Source organism: Phaeobacter sp. JH20_34 (assembly GCF_048056095.1).
Taxonomy (GTDB): Bacteria; Pseudomonadota; Alphaproteobacteria; order Rhodobacterales; family Rhodobacteraceae; genus Phaeobacter; species Phaeobacter bryozoorum.
The window spans coordinates 187,956-209,526 of sequence record NZ_JAYMWT010000019.1; the positions used below are offsets into that span (position 1 = coordinate 187,956).

Consider the following 21,571-nt stretch of genomic DNA (forward strand, 5'->3'; position numbering starts at 1 on the left):
ATCGATCCAAACTGACAAGCATCGGAGCCTGATATGACTGTACGTCTTGAACATGCAAACATCACCGTTTCTTCCCCTGAAGCCACCGCCGCCTGGATGCAGGATGTGTTCGGCTGGCGCATTCGCTGGCAGGGTGAGGCTATCAACGGCGGCTACAGCCTGCATATCGGTGGTTCTGACAGTTATCTTGCGCTCTACTGCCCCCCGGAACCGCTGGCCAAAGCCCCGATCAGCTACGGCATCACCGGAGGGCTCAATCACATTGCCGTCGTCGTTGATGATCTGAGCACGGTCGAGACCCGTGTACGGGATGCAGGCTTCACCCCAGGTGAGCATCACGACTACGAGCCGGGTCGCAGGTTCTACTTCCGCGACCGCGACAATATCGAATTCGAGGTGGTTCAATATGATGCTTGATCTGCTCTGGCACGCCAGCCGCCCGCGCGCGATCCTGCCTCCGCGCCTCATCACGCCTGACGCCGAACGCTCGAAGCGGCAACCTGTGATACAGCCACACTTCGGGCGGGAAGAAACCCTGCTCGGGTACAGCCGTCTGCTAAAGCTGCTGCGGCAACTGGATCCGCGCCCGCGGGTGCCCCGTCACAGCATCACCGGCAAGACGTCCACCACGGCGCAGGTTCGCTGACCTTACTCCGTAACGGCAGGACTGCGAGGCGCCCGCCCGTCGCCCCGCCTGTCCATGACGCGTTTGCCGCCACACCGCACCCCGGACAGGCGCAAAGCGGACAGGCGTAAAAAAGCGGAGTTTTCCGCCTGTTGGCATGAAATCGCTGTGGACAGCCCCTGCCGCCCTCTTGCATTCGGCGGCAGGATTGGGTCAGGTAAATAAGACATAACCGGTTTGTCCCGCTGTCAGTCTGGCAGTGGGACAAACCGGTTTTCCTATAGACGCGAACCGCCACGGCCGGTGGCCAAACCTGACACGATATCTGGACACAGACATGGAAAAGATCCCGATGACCCCCGCGGGTCACGCCGCCCTAGAAGCTGAATTGAAGACCCTGAAGTCGGTCGAACGCCCGGCCATCATCAAGGCCATTGCCGAAGCCCGCGAACTCGGCGATCTTTCGGAAAACGCCGAGTACCATTCCGCCCGCGAGAAGCAATCCTTCATTGAAGGCCGCATCAAGGAGCTGGAAGGCATCCTGTCGCTCGCCGATGTGATCAACCCGGCCAAACTGTCCGGCGCGATCAAATTCGGCGCCAAGGTCACCGTCGTCGACGAAGACACCGATGAGGAAAAGACCTGGCAGATCGTCGGCGAGCATGAGGCCAATATCGAAGCGGGCCTTCTGAACATCAAATCACCGATCGCCCGCGCTCTGATTGGCAAGGAAGAAGGCGACAGCGTCGAGGTCCGCACCCCAGGCGGCGACCGCGCCTATGAAATCCTCAAGATCGTCTTTTCCTGATACGCATTCCCGGCTCGGCGCCAGTCACCGGCGCCCCGCCATGTCCATCTCGCCGCCGCGCCATGCGGCATATGCCAACCTCTCTCGCCACCCTCTGTTTCGAGCAACAGTATGACCCGCACCAGTTCCACCGCTGCAAAGCCGCCCACCAGCGCCCTCGACGCGCCGCCGGAACGACCGGTCTTTGGCCTGATCGAGGCTGCGGCGCTTGCGTTGAGCGCGTTGTGGCTGCTCGTGGTTGTCGCAGTTTTCGTGCTGGGTGGTACGCCTGACGCGACGCCTGCGGCGGGATGGTCGGATATCCTGCTGCGGATCGTCGCTGTGGTCCTGCCTGTCCTCCTGATCTGGGTCGGTGCTATCGCCCTGCGATCCGCCCAGGTGATGCGGGATGAATCGCAGCGCCTGCACGCTGCCATCGACGGAATGCGCAACGCCTATATCGCCCATGCGCAGCAGGCGGCTTCGGTCTCCGAACCCTCCGTCACACGCAAGTTGGACGAGATTGCCGCCGCGACCCGCAAGACGGAAACCGCCCTCGCGACATTTCACACCAGCCGCCGTGATCGACCCATGCCGGGCATATCCACCACCGCGGCGACGGGCGGCGACGCGACCGATCAGGGACTGCTGGCGCTTGGCACGCCCGCCGAGGATTTTGCAGCCCCGCTGCCTGCTCCGCAATTGATCCGGGCCCTGAATTTTCCTGAAACCGCCGAAGACGAGGAAGGCTTTGCCGCCCTGCGCCTTGCCTTGCGGGACCGCAAAGCCGCCCAGATCATTCAGGCCGCGCAGGATGTGCTCACCCTGCTCAGCCAGGATGGCATCTACATGGACGACCTGCGCCCCGATATGGCCCGACCAGAGATCTGGCGACAGTTCGCCCAGGGCACACGCGGTCGCGCCGTTGCCGCATTGGGCGGCGTGAGGGATCGCAGCTCACTTGCCCTGACAAATGCGCGGATGAAACAGGATCCGATCTTTCGCGATGCCGCACATCATTTCCTGCGCCGCTTTGACCAGATGCTGGCGGAATTTGAACAAGAGGCCAGCGACGCCGAGATATCATCGCTTGGCGAAACCCGCACCGCCCGCGCCTTCATGCTGCTGGGGCGGGTCGCTGGCACCTTTGACTGACGGTTTCCGCCCGCGCTCCGGTTACATGCCAAAACTGGCGTAGGGAATAAAACGGACGGGATCCCCCGGCTGAATCACCGCAGCGCCATCCGCCAGTTCCACCAGACCTTCGGCCCAACTCAGCGAACTGACACGGCCCGACCCTTCTGATTTGAAGACCTCGACCTGACCGTTGCGTACACGGGCGCGCAAATATTCTCGCCGTCCCGGCTTCTTGCGTTTCTCAAAGGCGGCTGGCAAATCAAACCCCTGCGGCTCAGCCCAGCTTGCCCCCGCCATCAGCCCCATCGCAGGGCGGGCAAAGATCAACGTGCAGACCATCGCGGCCACCGGATTGCCCGGCAGACCGAACACCGGCGTTCCCTGCCAAATCCCCAGCGCCAGCGGTCGGCCCGGTTTCAGGGCAATCCGCCATTGCTGCATGGCCCCGCTTTCGCGCAGCAGCGCCGACATATGATCCTCATCCCCGGCAGAGGCACCGCCACTTGTCAGGATCACATCCACCGCCTCAGCCGCAGCGTCCAGGTGACGTCGCAGCGCGGCGCGATCGTCGGCAGCTTTGCCCAGATCCACAGCGTCGAACCCCATCTTTGCCAGCAGCGCGAGCAGCATCGGGCGATTGGCATCGTAAATCTGCCCTGCCGCAGCCGTCTCACCCGGCTCGACCAGTTCATCTCCCGTCGACAGCACACCCACCCGCAGCAGTTGCCGCACCGGTAGCTCAGACAATCCCGTGGCAGAGGCCAGCGCCAGATCCGCAGGGGTCACCACGCGACCCTTGGTTAGGATCCGATCGCCGACGGCGGCATCTTCGCCAGCCCGGCGAGTATTGGCGCCCAGTTTAAGTGGTCCGTGAAAAGCAATCTGCGCACCATCGCAGGTTACGTCCTCTTCAAGAATGACGGTATCAACCCCCCTAGGCAACGCCGCCCCTGTCAGAATGCGGATGGCCTGGCCCGGAGCAACCGCGCCTTCATGGGCCAGCCCCGCCGCCGCACGTCCCTCGCTCAGCTGCATCACCTGCGGCCCCTCTCCGGCGGGACCCGCAAACCCGTAGCCATCCACGGCCGTGTTCGCCTGTGGCGGGTTGCTGCGCGCGGCAAAAACATCCTCAGCCAGAACCCGCCCCAAAGCCTGCCCCAATGGCAGAACCTCTGCCGCCGTCACTGCCGTGAGATTTCGCCGCAAGTGATCCAGCGCGTCATCCACCGGTGTCCAATCGACGCCTGCTGGCAGAGCAAAGCAATCATTACGCAGGGGTGGCGGGGCAAGGCTCATATCTGGTCCACTCCCAGGATCCAGCCCTCTTCGGGCGCTGTGACGGTCAATAACTGGTCCAACTCTGCCATGTGCAGGCCCGACAATTCTAGGGACACCTTATGCACCTGCCAGGCATCCTTGATCCAGTGATCCGGCGCGGGGCCTGCCAGAAGGGTCGGCCAGATCTCCACCAGAGCCACCGGCGTGTCCAGGGATTCAAACGGCCAGACAGCGACCTGCCCGGCAAAACGCTTTCGCAGGCGTGACAGAACCGGCAGGCCCATCATCACCTGGCTGCCCACGGCACCTGCCCCGGCCATCTGCCAGCAGGTAAAGCTGCCCTTGGCCCGATGCTCAACCGCGCGGCGGTCCGGGAACGGGTTGCGATAGCGGTCCTTGCGACGCGGCAAACCGTCGATGTCGCGGGCTAGCCCATTGGCCCAGAATGGGCCTTGCCCACCAAAGCGGCGATTGATCGCCCCCGCCAGATCAAAGCGGTTGTTAGACTTTGGCGCATCCTCAATATGTGTCTCAAACCAGTCCCACAGGCCAAGAGGATCATCCGAACCCGTGATTGCATCGCAAAACCCCGCCGGATAGCCAAAGGGGAAATCAAACCCAAGCATAAGGCGGCGCCCGGCGGCCAGTTCTGCCTCGACCAGCTCGGTGAGCCACAGCTCCGCCAGCTGCCGATTGCGCAGATATACCGGTTCATCCGCTGATCCATCGCGGCTGACGCTGGCCCAGATGGAATCCTTGCAAGGGCTTGGCCCGCGGTCGTTGCCGCCAGACCAATCCACCATGGCAAAGCTCTGCCATCCGCTCAAAGGGAAATCTCCCCGGCGATGAAATCGGCAATCGCCACCGTGTCGTCCAGATCGAAAACCGGCCTGTCCAGATGCAGCGGAATGTCACTGGCAACGGCACGAATGGACCGGTCCTCAGGCGCGATGAGCGGCTGGCCCGCCGCTGTGCGATATGCCTCAATCTTCGGATGCACCTCGCGTTTGAACCCCTCAACCAGCACCAGATCCACAGGCCGCAGACGGGCCAGCAGCTCGGTAAAGCTGGGTTCGGCCATGCCACGCAGCTCCTGCATGATCGCCACCCGATTGGGCGAGGCAAGGATCACCTCGCCGGCACCCGCCATCCGGTGGCGATGGCTGTCAGTACCGGGTTGATCCACATCAGTGCTGTGATGAGCATGTTTCAAGGTCGACACGGTAAGACCACGTCTGCAGAACTCAGCCACCAACCGCTCCATCAGCCCGGTCTTGCCGCAGTTCTTCCAGCCGGTGACGCCATATATTTTCATCGCAGCAAGGCCTCCGCCCGGGCCAGGTCCTCAGGCGTATTGACGTTGAAAAACGGATCAAACGGATCCGCCTCAAACAGGGCCTCCTGGCCGCCGTGACGGTCTGTCCACAAAACCACCTTGCGCAGGCCGCCCTCCAGCGCCGCGCGCAGGTCATCGCGCAGGGCAACAGGCCAAAGACCAAAGGTCGGATGCCGGTTCACCCGGCCGCCGCCACCGGATTTCAGATGTTCCTCGCCGGACTTTGGCGTTGTCGCCAGCACCAGCGGATGTTGCTGCCCGGCGGCGCTCTCCTTTAGCCGCTGAACCAGATCCTTTGGGAAGAACGGCGTGTCGGCAGCCACCGTGACAATGCTCTCGGCTCCCTGCGCTGCCGCCCAGTCCAACCCGGCAAGCACGCCCGCCAGAGGACCTGCGAAGCCGTCAATACTGTCGGCGATCACCGGCAACGCAAGATCGGCAAAGCGCGCAGGATCACCATTGGCATTCAGCGCGATACGCTCGACCTGCGGCGACAGACGGTCGATCACATGGGAAATCAGACTGCGTCCCCCAATCCGCAAGCGTCCCTTGTCACCGCCACCCATCCTTGTGGCCAACCCGCCAGCAAGGATGATGCCCAATGGTTTGCTTTGTCTCACGACATCTCCTCTCTGCGCCTGATGCCACATCGTCTGCGGACCATATCGCGGGCGGTCTGCGCCTAATGGTCCGCACTCTTGCGCCGATGCGCTTTTGCCTCAACCGGCACCTTTGCCGGATCCACATCCCGGATCAGCCGATCCTCTCCCGACAGGCAGATAAACCGCTGCCCCCGCATCCGCCCGATCAAAGTGAGACCCAGCTCCTGTGCGATCTCCACCCCCCATGCGGTAAAGCCGGATCTAGACACCAGCACCGGAATCCCCATCATCGCGGTTTTGATCACCATCTCCGAGGTGAGCCGCCCGGTGGTATAGAGGATTTTGTCGGAGACCTCCGCGCCGGTGCTCTGGATCCAGCCGGCGATCTTGTCCACCGCATTGTGCCGCCCCACGTCCTCCATATACACCAATGGGCGATCTTCTTGGCACAGAACCGTGCCATGAATGGCGCCAGCCTCAAGATAGAGCGAGGGGGTGCGGTTGATCTTATGCGCCAACGCATAAAGCCAGGAGCTGCGCACCGCTGTCTGCGGCAAGCTCACCCCTTCCAGCCCCTCCATCATGTCACCAAACACAGTGCCCACCGCACAGCCTGACGTGCGGGTCTTCTTTTGCAGCTTGTCTTCGTATGAGGTCTCAACTGCGGTCCTTACGACCACGGTATCCAGCTCTTCATCGTAATCGATGGCGGTGACCTCATCACCGGGATTCAACATCCCCTGATTGCGCAGAAACCCCAGCGCCAGATATTCGGGGTAATCGCCAATGGTCATGGCGGTGACGATTTCCTGACGGTTGAGGTAAATCGTCAGCGGCCGTTCCTCCACGACAGAGATCTCCGTCGCGGTCCCCGTGTGATCAAACCCCTGAACCACCCGTGTCAGCCGTGCATCGTTCGGCGCAGGTGCAATCACATATTCAGCCAGTATCGACGCCAGGTCGGAGCTGTTCTCAACCATCATCAATTGCAAACCTCCGCCAGCAGGCCTATGCCGTTTCAGCAATAACCTAGGACCTGATCATGGCAATCACCACCACGAAATCGGCCTTTTGGAAGGGGTTTCGCGACGGCGCGCCTTTCCTTCTGGTCTCGGGACCATTTGGGCTGCTGTTTGGCGTTCTTGCTGCCGAAGCGGGACTGATTGTCCCTGAGGCCATGATCTTCTCCCTGTCGGTCTTTGCCGGTTCGGCCCAGTTTACGGCGCTGCAACTGATGCAAGAGAACACGCCTGTTCTGATCATCCTGATTTCAGCGCTTGCAGTAAACCTGCGGGTGGCGATGTATTCGGCATCACTGACGCCGTACCTCGGCGGCGCTCCGTTGTGGCAACGCGCCTGTGCGGCCTATCTCACTGTCGACCAATCCTATGCGCTCTCGATCGTGCAGTTCGAAACCCATCCGCAGATGACCCTATCACAGCGCATGGCCTATTTCTTCGGCACAAATGGCTGCGTTGCCCCCGGTTGGATGCTCGCAACCTATATCGGGGCGTTGGTCGGCACCCAGATCCCGGCCAGCTGGGGCCTCGACTTTGTCCTGCCGCTGGCGTTCCTGGCCATGATCGGCCCAATGCTGCGCACACCGGCCCATGTCATTGCCTGTTTCGCCGCGGTCGCCACCGCGCTGCCGGCCACCGCGCTGCCCTACAATCTTGGCCTGATTGTTGCCGGTCTTATCGGCATGATGGCTGGCGCCCAGGCCGAGCTCTGGCTGGAGCGCCGCAGCATTGCAAAGGATCCGTCATGACCCAGCCCCCCGATCCGACGTTGCTATGGACGATCATCATCGGCCTTGCCATTGGCAGCTTCGCCCTGCGCTTTGCCTTTATCGGGCTGATGGGCGGCAGGACCATGCCCGTTTGGCTGATGCGCCATCTGCGCTATACTGCGGTGGCGATCATTCCTGCGCTGGTGGCGCCGCTGGTGGTCTGGCCGACGCCGACCGGTGGCACCCCCAGCCTGCCCCATCTCGCCGTCGCCGCGGCGGTCTTCGCGCTCGGGTACTGGACACGCAATGTCCTGATCGCCATGGGCAGCGGTGCTGTTGGCTTCCTGCTGCTCTTTCTGTTGGCAGGCTGATCCATTCCGACAAACAGACAAAAGCCGCAGACGATGCTGCGGCTTTTCCCATCAATAGCTGTGCCTGAACTTGGCAGCATTACCCGCCTGCGTTCAACGCCGCATTGTTCTTTGCCAGCCCCTCTTGCAAGTCTGCGCTGTCGTTTTCACGGTAGCGTTCAGTCGTCACCCCCGGCAGGGCGCCAAATTGTTCCGAGAGATTGCCAGGGTAGAAAGTCACATCCAGCGTCTCAAACCCAGGTACCTGCTTCAGGATCGAGGCTGTGGCATTGGCACAGAACGCGCCCGGAACCCGACCGTTTGCCCGTACCAGCTGATAGGCGCGCTGCGCCTGCTCGGGCGTCACTTCGATCCGCTGCACCACCACATGATGGGTGCTGCGCGCATGTGATCCGCGATAGGCTTTCTCCACCCCCGGCGTGATGCCAAAGAGCACATCATCCCGCTCCGGCACCACATCGGCATAGAATGACCCGGCAGGATCAAAGATCACCCGTTCCGAGGCATTGATCATCAGCGAGGTATGCGCGCCCTGCCCGGTACGATTGTTGATCATCGTATAAAGCGTCAGCGCAGGCGGACCATTATGCCGATAGGCAACCCGTTCCAGCGTGGCGTCATCCGCGTTGGGCTGCTGCTGGGCGGCACAGGCCGACAGCAGCGCCACACCGGCGCACACAAGCGCAAGCCTTAGCCCGCTCGCAAGGTGCCGGGCGCCACAACGCCCGCTCAGATCAGAACCATTCACGAGGGTGATCAGGTTGCAAAAATCGCGAGGAACACTGCAAAGAGCAGCGCTGCGATGCAGAACCGTGTCGTGAACTTGATGAAGCCGTTGTAGGTCTTTTCCTGAACGGTGATATCCATCGAACCGTGCTTATGGTCAGCCATGTGTCCATTCCTATTCGCGTCTGTTTTCCGCTGAATACTGGATTTCACAGACCCTGTCACCACGTCAATCGGGCGCAGCCAGGGCAAATCACCGGGCAATTCACTGGCCAAACACCGCTTGGCAGTGACCATAGCCGTAGCCCCAGCGCCAGCTCAGCCCGCTGCAAGGCGCGCCACCGAATCGCACCGCAGCATATATGGCGGTTGCGACCGGTGCGGCGATGGCCGCTGTTGGGGACTCGCGGCTGCTGAGTTGCGTCTCTACACAGCGGCGCAGAGCCTGATCCGCGGCCAGTCTTGCCTGCTGGCTGGCGGTGGCCAGATCTTCGTCGCGACCATCAAGGATTCGGCCAGATGATCCGATCCCGTCGGCATCGTGATAGAGCAGGTCATGAGCCACGCAACAGGCCTCAAACGGCGGACCGTCGGCTGTCTCTTCCCTGCCACTGAACTGGCGCCAGATCGCAGACAACCCACCGCTACAGCCATCGGTGGCAAAGGGGGCTGGCCTGCCATCTGCTGCCGCGACCTCCTGCATGAGGCCGCGATGAGCTGCACGCTCCAACATTGCCCAATAACCCGCCGCAACCGCGTCTTCGGCGGCCGCAACGCTGCTGAACGCGCCGAACAGAAGTGCGGCAACACCCCCAGCGCAACAGGCTGCCCAAACGTCAGGTCTCAGCCGGATCACTCTCAAGGTCGGACACCAAACGAAAACCGATCCGATTGGCAGGTGCCGCCTCATTCCGCTTCGGCAGGGCCCGCAACATCACATTGAGCTGGCTGACGTGTTGGACCAGCTGCGTGCGCGCGCCGCTGGAATCGCTGCCGTAATAGGTGATGATATCGGGGTCGAAGTAGCCCATACCCTCGATCCGCATCACACCGGCATCGCCGCCGGCAAATCCCATCGCGACCTCATGCTCGCTATCCAGCTGCTCCTCGAAGTTCTTGATATAAAGGATCAACCGTTCATAGGCCCAGCGTGCGGCGCTTTTCTCGGCAACGGATTTTTGCAACGGCATCTGCACTTTTTCGATACCGGTGCAGGCGTCGGGATCCGCGTGGACCTCGTGAACGCAGGGCAGAACGGCCGCCTCTGCCGCCTCGGCGCTGGTTGCGATCTCATCGGTCATGATCTCTCCCTTTCCAGGGGTCGATCACCCCTTGCGCTGGTAAAGCCAAGCCCCGTCCGCACGACGGCTGCGGTCAACCTGACCCAGATGGTACAGATGATTTAAATGGGCCACCGCCTCAACCAAAGCAAGGCCATATTCCCCGGAGCCGATCTTGCGTTTGAACAGCGGCGCAAAACAGTCGGCCGCGCTGCGCGGTTCGTCGAGATGCTCAAGAAGCCGCGCCAGCGCCCCGTGATGGTTGTCGATCAACTGGGCCATCCGATGCGGCAGACCGCGAAATGGCAACTTATGCCCGCCCAAAGCCAGCTGATCACCCCGTGTCAGCGGTGCCAGACGCTCGCAGGCCTCCAGCCATTCAGCCACGGGATCCGCCATCGGCTCGGTCGCATAGACGCCAATATTGGGACTGATCGAGGACAGGATCTGGTCGCCGGTGATCACCAGATTGTCATCGCGGCTCCAGAAGGTTGCGTGCTCTGGCGCGTGACCATTACCCATGTGGACGTCCCAGTTGCGCCCGCCCATGCGAAACACGTCGCCCTGTTTGATCCGGGTAAAGCCCAGCGGCATCGGATAGACCGTATCGGCGAAATTGAACGGCCGCTCCGCCAACCGTGCGTCATAGATCGCGGGATCCATGCCCGAGCTGCGGTAAAACGCCAGCGTTTCCTCAGGCCAGCTTTCCTGCACGTCCAGCGTCAGCATTCGAGCAAACAGCCAGGCCGTTCGCGTGGTCACCAGCTCAGCCCCATGCTCAGACTGGAACCAGCCGGCATTGCCGATGTGATCGGGGTGATGATGCGTGACCACCACGCGCCGGATCGGCTTGCCCTCCAGCGGCCCCGCCATCAGCCGCTCCCAGATGCGGCGGGTCTTGTTTGAGGACATGCCAGTATCGACGATGGTCCAGCCATCGCCATCATCCAGCGCATAGGCGTTCACATGATCCAACTTCATCGGCAGCGGCAGCCGCATCCAGAGGACGCCTTCCGCCACCTCGATCGCCTCACCCTCGGCAGGCGGCGTGTTCCATGGACCGTCGGGTCGCGGGCTGGTCATCCGTCAGCCAATTCATCCAGCGTCAGAGCGCGCGCACCGTCCGCACCCGCCTGCGCATGAGCCAAGAGCGCGGCGTGTTCCGGCAACATCCGGTTGATATAGAACCGCGCCAGCTTTTCGCGCGGGCCACCGATGTCGGCCATCGCAGCCGCCAGGTGGTAATGCCCGCCCAGAACCCGCGCAAAGGCATGCAGATAGGGAACCGCTCCTGCGAAACGCTCATCCATGTCGCTCTGTGCGGTCAACCACTCGGTCGCTTCGCGCAGGGATTCACAGGCCTGCCAGACGGCCTCGGCCATATTCGGATGAGTGGTTCGGGCGCGCTCGGCCTGCTCCTCGATCTCGTCGATCAGACGGTTGGCCATGTCGCCGCCGTCCATCATCTTGCGCCCAACCAGATCCATCGCCTGAATGCCGTTGGTGCCTTCGTAGATCGCCGTCACCCGCGCATCGCGATAAAACTGCGCTGCACCGGTTTCCTCAATGAACCCCATACCGCCATGCACCTGCACACCGGTTTCCGAAACACGCATCCCGGTTTCCGTGCCAAAGGTCTTGGCGATTGGCGTCAGAAACGCTGCCCGCGCGGCCCACTCCTGTGCGCCGGTTGCGGTCTGCATGTCGATGGCCTGCGAACAGGCCAGCAGGATCGCGCGCGCTGCAAAGAGATCGGCCTTCATTTCCATCAGCATCCGGCGCACATCCGCATGGTCCACGATGGTGCCGGAGGCGGATTTGCCCTGCTTGCGCTCCAGCGCGTAGGCCAGCGCCTTTTGATAGGCCGCACCAGCAACACCGACGCCCTGACCACCAACGCCCAGCCGGGCATTGTTCATCATGGTGAACATTGCCGCCAGACCGCCCCCCGCTTTGCCGACCATCCAGCCGATTGCGCCGTCATATTGCATGACGCAGGTCGGCGAACCGTGCAGGCCCATCTTATGCTCAAGGCTCACCACCTTCAGCGTGTTGGCCTTGCCGGGGTTACCCTCGGCGTCCGGCAGGTACTTGGGGACGAGGAACAGCGAAATCCCCTTGGTTCCGGGTGCCGCATCAGGCAGGCGGGCCAGAACCAGATGGCAGATATTGCCCGCAAAATCATTGTCGCCCCAGGAGATATAGATCTTCTGACCGCTGATCGCATAGGTGCCGTCGTCCAGAGGCTCTGCCTTGGAGCTAAGCGCCCCCACATCCGATCCGGCCTGCGGCTCGGTCAGGTTCATCGTGCCCGACCATTCCCCCGAAATCAGCTTGGGCAGGTAGAGCGACTTCAGCTCATCGCTGGCGTGATGTTCCAACGCCTCGATCTGACCCTGGCTCATCAGCGGGGCCAGTTGCAGCGACAGGCAGGCGCCCGACATCATCTCATTGACCGCAGTGGTCAGGGTCATCGGAAGCCCCATGCCGCCAAATTCCTCTGCCGCGCTCATCCCAATCCAGCCGCCTTCGGAAATCGCCTGCCAGCCTTCGGCATAACCGGGAGAGCTGCGCAGCACCCCGTTTTCCAGACGCGCCGGTTGCAGATCGCCGCCACGATTCAAGGGGGCCATAACTTCATCGCAGAACTTCCCCGCCTCGGTCAGGATCGCCGTAACCACATCATCGCTGGCCTCGCCAAAGCGCTCGGTAGCGGCGATTTCATGAAAACCGATGATATGTTCGAGAAGAAACTGATACTCGGGAACCGGGGCACGGAAGGTCATGTCTGGCCTCTTTCAGAGAGCTGGTTGGGGCAGCCTTGGCATCATTGCCCCAAACCTTTATGTTGAATGTCTTGTCCGATTACCTAACCGGGCCCTTTAATCAAGCAACCAAAACGCCGCGTCACCAGCCATGTCCAGTCCCACAACCCGCCTCCTGACCGCGCAACCACAGGAGATCAGCACAGCTGCGGACCTTTTGAAAGAGGGCCGACTGGTCGCATTTCCAACCGAAACCGTCTACGGGCTCGGGGCTGATGCGCGCCAGACCGACGCGGTTGAGGCCCTCTATGCCGCCAAGGGCCGCCCCAGTTTCAACCCGCTGATTGCCCACTTCCACGCGGTGGAGACCGCCCAGCGCTATGTGGTCTGGTCCGACACCGCCAGCAAACTCGCCGAGGCCTTCTGGCCGGGCCCGCTGACGCTGGTCCTGCCGCTGCGTGAGGACCACGGTATCTCGCCTCTGGTCACTGCCGGGCTGACCACCCTCGGCATCCGTATCCCGGCCCATCCTGCGGCCCGGGCGCTTTTGTCGGTTCTGGATGGCCCGGTGGCGGCCCCCTCCGCAAACCCATCGGGCCGGATCAGCCCGACAACCGCCGCCCATGTCATCGCCGGACTGGACGGCCGCATCGCGGCCGTGGTCGATGACGGTCCCTGCGGCGTCGGCGTGGAATCCACCATTGTCGGCCTTGCAACCGGCACGCCATTGCTGCTGCGTCCCGGCGGGCTGGCCGCCGAGGAAATCGAGGCCGTTCTGGGACACCCGCTGCAGCAGCGCGATGTCGGCGATCCACTGACCGCTCCGGGGCAGCTGCTGTCGCACTACGCCCCGCGCGCCAGCGTCAGGCTGAACGTCACAAACCCAGCAGAGGGCGAGCTCTATCTCGGATTTGGCAAAATGGACTGTGATCTCAACCTCTCGGCCAGCGGCGATCTGCGCGAGGCTGCGGCGCAGCTGTTTGGACATCTTCACCAGCTTGACGCCAAGGCCCGCCCTATCGCTGTCGCCCCAATCCCGGAAATCGGGCTGGGTGTCGCCATCAACGACCGGCTGCGCCGCGCCGCCGCGCCACGCTAGCAGCCTGCTCAGGGCATCGTAAGCCGCCGGTCACGCGTGACCGGCGCTGGTGGACAGAGTCAGCGGATCGACGCCGAGGGAGCGCAGCGCCGCCTCCCATTTGGCGAAATCGTCCAGCTCGAACACCACCTCCGGCGTTGCTGTTGCGGTCAGCCAGCCATTATTGGCAATCTCGGCCTCAAGCTGCCCCGGCCCCCAGCCGGCGTAGCCAAGCATGACCATCACCTGCTCAGGTCCCCGCCCCATCGCGATATCTTCGAGCACGTCAACGGTCGCGGTCATCGAAAACGCCTCGGAAACCCGCAGCGAACTGACGTTGGATTTGTACTCCGGTGAATGCAGGACAAAGCCGCGCTGCGTCTCGACCGGCCCGCCAAACCGCACCGGTAGCGCGGCCTCTTCTGCACTGCGCGGAGTAATATCCAGCTGTTCCAACAGGTTGGACAAATCAACGCCGGTGGCCGGTTTATTCACGATCAAGCCCATCGCACCATCGTCCTCATGCGAGCATAGCAAGATCAGCGAATGCTCGAACCTCGGGTCACCGATGCCGGGCATCGCAATCAGCAGTTCGCCGGTAAGATCCATATGAATCTGTCGTCCTTTTTTCAAATTGCCGCCACCCGTGACCGGGCAACCTGCCTGCCCTGTCACAATGGCCACCCACAGGCAGAGGTTCAAGACCAACCCGCGCCTTAGCCAATGCTCAACGCCGTTGACCGGAACGTGACTTGGCTTTTCGTGCTGGAATGCGCATGTAAATGGGCATGGTTATGTTCTCCTTTCTCTCGGCGCTTGCGACGCCCCTGACGGCCCGCACCACGACGGCCAAGACCTTGGCGAAATGCCTCTGCGCACCGCTGGCGCTGTCGTTTCTGGCCCTGCCTGCCACGGCCCCCGCCGAGCAGATGTCCGATATTGTCCGTATCGAGGTGCTGGACGGCGGCACCACGCGACGCGGCACCCATATGGGGGCGTTGCGGCTGACGCTTTCCGAAGGCTGGAAAACCTACTGGCGCGCGCCCGGCGATGCCGGCATTCCGCCCCGCTTCAGCTGGCAAGGCTCGCGCAATGTCGGGGCCGTCGCAATCCGCTGGCCCACGCCCGAAGTGTTCCTCACCTCAGGATTTCGCACCATCGGCTATCATGATCAGCTGGTGCTTCCGGTCGAGATCACCCCGGCCAAACCGGGGCAGCCGCTGCGGCTGAAGGGCCGCATGGAGCTCGGCATCTGCAAGGATGTCTGCATACCCTCGGAACTGCGTTTCGATCAGGCGCTGAAACCGGACAGCCCGCGCAACCCGGCAATTGTCGCAGCACTGGCTGACCGTCCCTGGTCCGCAAAGGAGGCAGGGGTGCAGGCCGCGACCTGTGCGCTGTCCCCCAGCCGCTATGGGATGGAGCTGGTTGCCCGGATCACCATGCCCAGCGCAGGCGGTGAGGAGGTCGTGGTTGTCGAACCCGGCGTCCCCTCGCTGGTCACAACCGAAACGACGACCAGCCGACAGGGCCACCAGCTGACGGCGAAAACCGAAATCATCTCCGCCGATGGCGGTCCCTTCGCTGTGGATCGCTCGCAGATGCGTATCACCGTACTTGGGCAGAACCGGGCGGTAGACATTCAGGGCTGCACCCGGCACTAACAAGGGATCATCTGCCCGACCGGATCCAGCCATGCCCGCCAATCCCGCCTCCGACGAAGCCCCTCGCCGCCCGGTCCTGGGGGCGTTGGCCGTGGTCTGCCATCCCCGGCAGGATGGTGATCAGGTGATCCTCATCCAGCGCAGATCGCCGCCAAATGCAGGTTGGTGGGGCTTTCCCGGCGGCCATGTCGAACTCGGCGAGACCGCGATGCAGGCTGCCGCCCGCGAACTGCTGGAAGAAACCGGCGTCATCGCCAGCCCCCGCGAAGTGCTGACCCATATCGACGTCATGCTGCGGGATGACGCGGGTGAGGTGCAGCGGCAATATCTTCTCATCGCCGTGCTCTGCGACTACGTCTCAGGCCAGCCCGCCCCCAATGATGACGCCCTGCAGGCACAATGGGTGCAGGTCTCCGATCTGACCACTGGCTTCGACCGGTCTCCTGACCGGATGCTGATTGACCAGGTGGCGGAGGTCGCCGCCCTCGCCCAGCAGCAGCGCCGCCGGATGACGGGTTAGCCTTGGCAATCCCGCTCACACTGCATCCATAAAGCCCGGGTCGACGCTCAGAACTGTTGCGCGCTCAGACCCTGGCGCGGCGTGCTCCCACCGCGCGGGCGCAGAGGTAGCCAAACAGGCTCAGAAGCGCAGCACCAACGATGAACAGCAGCGTGGCTGCCCGCACCGGATCCATCGCCGCCAGCACCGGCACAAACGTCCGCAGCAGCGGATGCAGCAGCCCAACCGCCATCGCATAGCCAAGTGTTACCGCGAGCCACAGCAGCTGCGCCGCTCCCAGCCCCAGCGTCAGCCAGCGCAGTTCGCCCGCCCGCGATGTCAGCCCGCGCCGCAGCGCCGCAAAGGGGCGCGCCACATCGGCCTGAACCGCGATCAGCGCCGGTACCACCAGCAGCACCAGGAACATCCCGAAACCAAGACCATAGACCAGCGTAATCACGGTCGGCTTCAGAAACTGCGCCTGCTGCGAACCCTCGTACATCAAGGGCGCCAGCCCCAGCACCGTTGTCAGCGTCGTCAGCATCACCGGCCGCAGCCGGTCAGCGGCCCCGTCAATGATCGACGGTATCAAGCCACGTTCCTGCGCATATTCATCGATCGTGGTCACCAACACGATCGAATCGTTGATAATGATGCCGGTCATTCCCAACAGCCCCACCACAGTGAACATCGACAGCGGCACGTCCCACAGGTAATGGCCCCAGATCGTGCCAACCAGACCAAAGGGAATAATCGCCATTACCACCAAGGGCCGCGTCCAGCTGGCGAATATCCACGACAGCACCAGATAGATACCGGTCAGGCAGAGTATAAGTCCGGTTCGCGCGTCATTCAGGAACTCGTTTTCCTGTTCGCTCAACCCGGCGAGCTGCCAATCGACCTGCCGTTCGCTCGCGATGCTCGGCAGGATTTCCTCTTCCAGCGCGGTTGCTATGGCCTGAGCTCTGGCCGGATCGTCCTCGGAGATATCGCCCGTGACACTGATCACGCGTACCCCGTTTTCCCGCCGCACTGTCGAAAAACCGGTGCGCTGGCTGACCGAGACGATATCCGCAAGCGGCAGATAGACACCCGCCGGGCTACGCATCAGCGTACGCTCCAGGAAATCGGCCGTCAGCTCGTCCTTCGGCAGTTCCACCCGGATCGTGGCACTACGCGGGCCCTCCGGGTAGGTTGCCGCCTCGATCCCATTGAGCCGCGCACGCAGCGCCCGGCCAAGCGTCTCAACCGTGAACGCCAGCGCGCGCCCCTGCGGCGTCAGCTCCAGCACCAGCTCTTCCTTGTCATAGGCAAGATTGTCCTCAACAGCGGAAACCTCAGGATAGCGCAGCAGTGCCGTTTTCAGATCCTCCGATGCGCCTTTCAGAACTTCGACCGCCGCACCGCTGAACTGCACATTCAGCGCATCCCCACCCGGGCCGGACCGCCAACCACGGAAAGACAGCGTCTCCGTCATCGGATGACGGCGCACCCTCTCCTGGATCTCTGCAACAAAGGCAAAGCTGGAATAGGGCCGCAGATCCGCATCAATCAGCTCAATCGAAATCCCGCCCAAAAGATCACTATCCTTGGCATCGACACCGGCCAGACCGCGCCCGGCGTTGCCGCCGATCTCAGCCATGACAAATTCGATGGGGTTGCGGCCATAGCGGTCCTCATACTCCGCACCCAGCTCATCCACCGCACGCTGCATCTCGCGCATCATCGCCAGCGTATCGGCCCGCGTCGCACCTTCGGCCATCGCGAAATTACCGGTGACCGAGCCACGCTCCGGCGCATTGAAGAACCGCCATTTGACATCGCCGCCGATGAACAGCGCCAGTTGACTGGCCAGGATCACCAAAGCACCCGCGAGCACTACGTAGCGTCCGCGTACGACCAGCGCCATCAGCGGTCGGAACAGACCATCGCGCAGCCTGCGAAACCCGCGATTGACCACCCGGCTCGGCAGATCATACCAATGTTCCTTGGCGCTATGGGCCAGGGCATGGGCCAGGTGATTGGGCAGGATCAGGAAACACTCGATCAGTGACCCCGCAAGCACGGCAATCACCGTCAGGGGGATATCGCGGATCAGCTCGCCGAACCGCCCGCCAATCGACACCAATCCGAAAAATGCGATCACCGTGGTCAATGTGGCCGCGAAAACCGGCATGGCCATGCGGCGCGCGGCGTTCTCTGCCGCCGCAACCGGATGCTCGCCCAGACGCCGCGCACGAAAATCGGCATGTTCACCCACCACGATCGCATCATCCACCACAATGCCCAGCGTGATGATCAGGCCAAACAGGCTGATCATATTGATCGTCAGACCAGCCATATACATGAAGGCCACTGCGGCAAACATCGCCGCCGGGATCCCTGCCGCGACCCAGAAGGCAATGCGTGCGTTCAGAAACAGGAACAGCAATGCCAACACCAGACCCAGACCCATCAGCCCGTTGTCCAGCAGGATATCCAGACGACCGGTGATCGCCTCGGCCCGGGTTCGGATCAGACTGGCGCTGACACCATCCGGCAGGCTGGCCTGCAAAGCCTCAACCACCCCTTCGACCTGATGCTGAATCTTAATCGCATCGCCCTGATCCGACCGGTCCACCCGGATCGACATCGCCGGATCGTCGCCGACGAAATAAGAACGATTGCGATCCACACCCTCCACACGGATTGTGGCGACATCTCCCACGGTCAGTGCGGACCCATCGGGGTTGGTACGCAGCACGATGCCTGCCAATTCCTCCGGGCTGCGCTTTTCGCTGCCGGTGCGGATCCGGGCATTTGCGCCACTCACATCGCCCGCGGGATTGGCATCAACCTCTGCGGCGATTGCGGCGGCGATATCCGTCATCGCGATATCATGGGCAATCAGACTGGCCGAGGGCACTTCGACCATGGTCTGCGGTGCGGCGATGCCACGGATCGTGGTTCGCGTCACCCCGACCTCGAACAGGCGCGCGATCAGCTCATCCGCAAACAGCCCCAGCTGGCGCGGCGCGATCGGGCCTGTGATCACCACATCCGTGACCCTGTCACGCCAGGCCCCGCGAAGCACGCTGGGCTCCTCCGCCTCCTCCGGCAGGGTGGTGACGCCGTCGACGGCGGTTTGCACGTCATCGGCAGCCCGCGCCATGTCCCAGCCGGGTTCGAATTCCAAGGAGATGCTGGCCCAACCTTCGCGCGACGTCGCGCTTGAACTTTCGACCCCATCAACCGCCAGCAGCGCCGGCTCCAGCGCCTGCACGATCGCACTGTCGATATCTTCCGGGCCAGCCCCCTCCCATTCGATTCCGACCGACACCTGGTCCACGATCACATCGGGAAAGAACTGCGCCCGCATATTGGGGATCGCCGCCGCACCCAGCACCAGGAGCAGGACCAGCAGCAGGTTCGACAAGGTCCGGTGGCGAGTGAAATAACTCAGAACACCGCCAGCCGATCGGGGGAGATTGCGCAGCATCGCCGCTACCCTCCCATCCGCGTTTCGATCCGGTTGATCAGCCCAGCGGGCACCTTGGCCGCAGCCAGCTGTTCCAGCATCCGCGCCTTCACCGCCTGCGGCATCCTGCTGTTGCCTTCGACCATGGCGACGAGCTTGGCTCGACGATCCTCGGTCAGCTCAACCAGATCCGCCTCCGCGGCGGCGCTATCCCCTGCGCTGCTGGCCTCCGCCCCCTGACGGAGCGGGCGCACCTTGATCCCCGCCCCCAGCAGCGGCGTGCGCCCGGTGACGACGTCGCGGCCTTCCAGACCTGCGCCGCGCAGCAGCACGTCATCACCCTGGCGACGCACCAGCGTTACAGGAAGCGCCTCTAGGCGGTCATCCTCCCCCAGCACCAGAACCGTTCCATCCGCCCCCAGCGCCGAGGCCGGCAGCCGCGCCACCTCTGCCAGCTCCGGTTCCTGCACGTGAACGGTGACAAAATCGCCGGGCTTGAAGCCAAGTGCCGGATCAAGCCGCGCGTAGATCAACCGCCCTGCCAGCCCTTCGCCTGCATCACCGCTGACCCGCACCGCAACACCCGTTGCCTTCAATGCGGCGCCGGTGGCATCCAGCGTGACCTCAACCGGGGCCGCAACCAGCTGCCCATCGGCATCCAGCAGACGGGCGTATTGAACCGTCGACACCCGGAACGCCACATCCAGCTGCGCCGGATCCACCAGATCGGCCAGCTTTTCATTGGCCGAAACCAACCGCCCTTCCACCAGGTTCACCGATTGCAGCGTCCCGTCAAACGCAGCGGTGATCGTGGTGTCGGCCAGATTGCGGCGGGCATCCTCAAGTGCGATCTCGGCCCGCGCCAGTCGCGTGACGCTCTGATCAATGCGGGCCTCGGCCAGCGACACCGCCTGCCTGCGAGAAATCACCGCCTGCCGGGCCTGTGCCGCCGCCAGTTCCACCACCTCAACCGTTGCCGCCGATCCGACGCCCCGCGTTTCCAAGTTGCGCTGCCGCTCCAGCGCGCGCGTGCGCAGCTCTGCCTGATCCTCGGCAGCGGCCAGTTCATCCTGCGCCAGCGCCAGCCCGCGCCGGGCCTCTCGGGTCTCGGCCTCTGCGTCCAGCATGTCCGCCTCTGCGCGTCGCAGGGCGGCCTGCGCATCTGCCGGGTCGATCTGCACCAGAAGCGCCCCGGCCTTCACGTCACCACCATCCTCGAAACCCGGCGCCAGCTCGACCACCCGACCGGCAGCCGCCGTACGCAGCTCCAGCCTGCGGCGGCTCTCGATCCGGCCAAAGGCGGTCAGCCGCGGCTGCACCGTGCCCAGCTCAGCCCGCTCGACATTCACCGCAAACACCCGTTCACGATCCGGCGGCGCGCCACGTTCGTCCGCCATACGGGTCTGAATGGCAGACACCACCATCTGCACCGCCAGAAGCAGCAGCGCCGCTGTCAGCGCCGCAAGAAAGACCCCAATCACCGTTTGCCGCAAAAAGCGCATTCTTTATCCTTCAATCGGCTAAACGAACCGGCCACACCACCACCGCAGCGTTCAAAATGAACACCTTAAGCCGCAAGAATACCAGTTTGTACAAACTATACGAGGTTACACGCAGTCACGGATCAATTCCGTCTCACTTGCGACGCAAATGTTCGTCAAGCCGCGGCATGATTTCCACAAAATTGCAGGGACGATGCCGGTAATCCAGCTGCTTCACCAGAATTTCATCCCAGGCATCCTTGCAGGCGCCCGGGCTTCCGGGCAGCGCAAAGAGATAGGTGCCGCCAGCGACGCCGCCAGTGGCCCTTGATTGCACCGCTGATGTGCCGATCTTCTGCATGGAAATGATGGTGAAAACCGTGCCAAAGGCATCGATTTCCTTTTCATAGACATCCCGGTGTGCCTCGACCGTGACATCGCGGCCGGTCAGCCCGGTGCCGCCGGTCGATATCACCACATCGACCTCTGGGTCGGCGATCCAGTCACGCAGCTGGCCTGCGATCTCGGCCCGCTCGTCCGGCAGGATCTTGCGATCGGCCAGCACATGCCCCGCCGCCTCCAGCCGATCCACAAGAACCTGACCGGAACGATCCTCCGCCAGCGACCGGCTGTCCGAGACCGTCAGCACTGCAATGCGGACGGGAATAAAATCCTTGCTGTCGTCGAGTTGTGCCATGTTTCCGGCCCCCATCTGAAATATCAGCTGCCTTGGGTCGCGCCCGTTTCCGGCCCGCC

24 protein-coding genes are annotated in these 21,571 nt (G+C 62.9%); 9 read left to right on the top strand and 15 right to left on the bottom strand.

Translation table 11 applies throughout. From position 1 onward, the window contains the following. Positions 1–33: 33 nt before the first annotated feature. From VWZ81_RS14085 to VWZ81_RS14100, 4 genes are all read left to right on the top strand, one after another. On the top strand, positions 34–417 hold the full coding sequence (locus VWZ81_RS14085; protein ID WP_416540732.1) for a VOC family protein: 384 nt from the start codon (positions 34–36) through the stop codon (positions 415–417). Next, the gene (locus tag VWZ81_RS14090) at positions 407–646 is read left to right on the top strand and encodes a hypothetical protein (protein WP_416543377.1); all 240 of its coding nucleotides are present in this window, start codon (positions 407–409) and stop codon (positions 644–646) included. The genes VWZ81_RS14085 and VWZ81_RS14090 overlap by 11 nt, the downstream gene beginning before the upstream one ends. A 316-nt stretch (positions 647–962) precedes the next feature. Further along, on the top strand, positions 963–1,433 hold the full coding sequence (gene greA, locus VWZ81_RS14095) for a transcription elongation factor GreA (RefSeq protein WP_340544253.1): 471 nt from the start codon (positions 963–965) through the stop codon (positions 1,431–1,433). 111 nt (positions 1,434–1,544) lie between these two features. Next, positions 1,545–2,567: a hypothetical protein gene (locus tag VWZ81_RS14100; RefSeq protein ID WP_340544252.1), complete on the top strand. Its 1,023-nt coding sequence runs from the start codon at positions 1,545–1,547 to the stop codon at positions 2,565–2,567. Between the two features lie 21 nt (positions 2,568–2,588). Here VWZ81_RS14100 and glp read toward each other — a convergent pair whose 3' ends face one another. From glp to VWZ81_RS14125, 5 genes are all read right to left on the bottom strand, one after another. Then, positions 2,589–3,845, bottom strand: a complete 1,257-nt coding sequence (glp, locus tag VWZ81_RS14105; RefSeq protein ID WP_416543378.1) for a gephyrin-like molybdotransferase Glp — start codon at positions 3,843–3,845, stop codon at positions 2,589–2,591. Next, positions 3,842–4,654: a molybdopterin guanine dinucleotide synthesis gene (locus VWZ81_RS14110; protein WP_416543379.1), complete on the bottom strand. Its 813-nt coding sequence runs from the start codon at positions 4,652–4,654 to the stop codon at positions 3,842–3,844. The genes glp and VWZ81_RS14110 overlap by 4 nt, the downstream gene beginning before the upstream one ends. Next, complete coding sequence (mobB, locus tag VWZ81_RS14115; protein WP_416543380.1) at positions 4,651–5,142, bottom strand: molybdopterin-guanine dinucleotide biosynthesis protein B; 492 nt, start codon at positions 5,140–5,142, stop codon at positions 4,651–4,653. The genes VWZ81_RS14110 and mobB overlap by 4 nt, the downstream gene beginning before the upstream one ends. Continuing rightward, on the bottom strand, positions 5,139–5,783 hold the full coding sequence (mobA, locus tag VWZ81_RS14120) for a molybdenum cofactor guanylyltransferase MobA (RefSeq protein WP_416543381.1): 645 nt from the start codon (positions 5,781–5,783) through the stop codon (positions 5,139–5,141). The genes mobB and mobA overlap by 4 nt, the downstream gene beginning before the upstream one ends. A gap of 62 nt (positions 5,784–5,845) precedes the next feature. Further along, positions 5,846–6,748 carry a formate dehydrogenase accessory sulfurtransferase FdhD gene (locus VWZ81_RS14125; protein WP_340544245.1) on the bottom strand — a complete coding sequence of 301 codons (903 nt, stop codon included), beginning with the start codon at positions 6,746–6,748 and terminating at the stop codon, positions 5,846–5,848. Positions 6,749–6,807: 59 nt separating this feature from the next. Here VWZ81_RS14125 and VWZ81_RS14130 point away from each other — a divergent pair, with 59 nt between their 5' ends. Both VWZ81_RS14130 and VWZ81_RS14135 read left to right on the top strand, forming a co-directional pair. Beyond that, positions 6,808–7,533, top strand: coding sequence for an AzlC family ABC transporter permease (locus tag VWZ81_RS14130; protein ID WP_340544243.1), 726 nt, complete (start codon positions 6,808–6,810; stop codon positions 7,531–7,533). Beyond that, the gene (locus VWZ81_RS14135; RefSeq protein ID WP_340544242.1) at positions 7,530–7,865 is read left to right on the top strand and encodes an AzlD domain-containing protein; all 336 of its coding nucleotides are present in this window, start codon (positions 7,530–7,532) and stop codon (positions 7,863–7,865) included. The genes VWZ81_RS14130 and VWZ81_RS14135 overlap by 4 nt, the downstream gene beginning before the upstream one ends. Positions 7,866–7,944: 79 nt before the next feature. On the opposite strand, the gene VWZ81_RS14140 is transcribed toward VWZ81_RS14135, so the two are convergent. The 6 genes from VWZ81_RS14140 to VWZ81_RS14165 form a co-directional block, all read right to left on the bottom strand. Further along, positions 7,945–8,613, bottom strand: coding sequence for a hypothetical protein (locus VWZ81_RS14140; RefSeq protein ID WP_416536420.1), 669 nt, complete (start codon positions 8,611–8,613; stop codon positions 7,945–7,947). Between the two features lie 8 nt (positions 8,614–8,621). Then, positions 8,622–8,756, bottom strand: coding sequence for an aa3-type cytochrome c oxidase subunit IV (locus VWZ81_RS14145; protein WP_340544239.1), 135 nt, complete (start codon positions 8,754–8,756; stop codon positions 8,622–8,624). A 100-nt stretch (positions 8,757–8,856) separates the two neighbouring features. Next, positions 8,857–9,324, bottom strand: a complete 468-nt coding sequence (locus VWZ81_RS14150; RefSeq protein WP_416543382.1) for a hypothetical protein — start codon at positions 9,322–9,324, stop codon at positions 8,857–8,859. A gap of 103 nt (positions 9,325–9,427) precedes the next feature. Beyond that, entirely contained in the window at positions 9,428–9,892 is a 465-nt protein-coding gene (locus VWZ81_RS14155; protein ID WP_340544237.1) for a DUF6173 family protein, read from the bottom strand. Between the two features lie 24 nt (positions 9,893–9,916). After that, positions 9,917–10,954 carry an MBL fold metallo-hydrolase gene (locus VWZ81_RS14160; protein WP_416543383.1) on the bottom strand — a complete coding sequence of 346 codons (1,038 nt, stop codon included), beginning with the start codon at positions 10,952–10,954 and terminating at the stop codon, positions 9,917–9,919. Further along, positions 10,951–12,657, bottom strand: a complete 1,707-nt coding sequence (locus VWZ81_RS14165; protein ID WP_416543384.1) for an acyl-CoA dehydrogenase — start codon at positions 12,655–12,657, stop codon at positions 10,951–10,953. The genes VWZ81_RS14160 and VWZ81_RS14165 overlap by 4 nt, the downstream gene beginning before the upstream one ends. A 130-nt stretch (positions 12,658–12,787) precedes the next feature. On the opposite strand from VWZ81_RS14165, the gene VWZ81_RS14170 reads away from it, so the two are divergent. Continuing rightward, positions 12,788–13,735, top strand: coding sequence for an L-threonylcarbamoyladenylate synthase (locus VWZ81_RS14170; RefSeq protein ID WP_416543385.1), 948 nt, complete (start codon positions 12,788–12,790; stop codon positions 13,733–13,735). Between the two features lie 30 nt (positions 13,736–13,765). On the opposite strand, the gene VWZ81_RS14175 is transcribed toward VWZ81_RS14170, so the two are convergent. After that, complete coding sequence (locus tag VWZ81_RS14175) at positions 13,766–14,323, bottom strand: YqgE/AlgH family protein (protein WP_340544233.1); 558 nt, start codon at positions 14,321–14,323, stop codon at positions 13,766–13,768. A gap of 179 nt (positions 14,324–14,502) precedes the next feature. Here VWZ81_RS14175 and VWZ81_RS14180 point away from each other — a divergent pair, with 179 nt between their 5' ends. After that, entirely contained in the window at positions 14,503–15,378 is an 876-nt protein-coding gene (locus tag VWZ81_RS14180; RefSeq protein ID WP_416537322.1) for a protein-disulfide reductase DsbD domain-containing protein, read from the top strand. 31 nt (positions 15,379–15,409) lie between these two features. Beyond that, positions 15,410–15,898, top strand: a complete 489-nt coding sequence (locus VWZ81_RS14185) for an NUDIX hydrolase (RefSeq protein WP_416543386.1) — start codon at positions 15,410–15,412, stop codon at positions 15,896–15,898. Positions 15,899–15,962: 64 nt separating this feature from the next. On the opposite strand, the gene VWZ81_RS14190 is transcribed toward VWZ81_RS14185, so the two are convergent. From VWZ81_RS14190 to moaB, 3 genes are all read right to left on the bottom strand, one after another. After that, positions 15,963–19,355: an efflux RND transporter permease subunit gene (locus VWZ81_RS14190; protein WP_416543387.1), complete on the bottom strand. Its 3,393-nt coding sequence runs from the start codon at positions 19,353–19,355 to the stop codon at positions 15,963–15,965. 5 nt (positions 19,356–19,360) lie between these two features. Continuing rightward, entirely contained in the window at positions 19,361–20,836 is a 1,476-nt protein-coding gene (locus VWZ81_RS14195; RefSeq protein ID WP_416543388.1) for an efflux RND transporter periplasmic adaptor subunit, read from the bottom strand. Between the two features lie 133 nt (positions 20,837–20,969). Next, entirely contained in the window at positions 20,970–21,512 is a 543-nt protein-coding gene (gene moaB, locus VWZ81_RS14200; protein ID WP_416537166.1) for a molybdenum cofactor biosynthesis protein B, read from the bottom strand. Between the last annotated feature and the right edge of the window lie 59 nt (positions 21,513–21,571).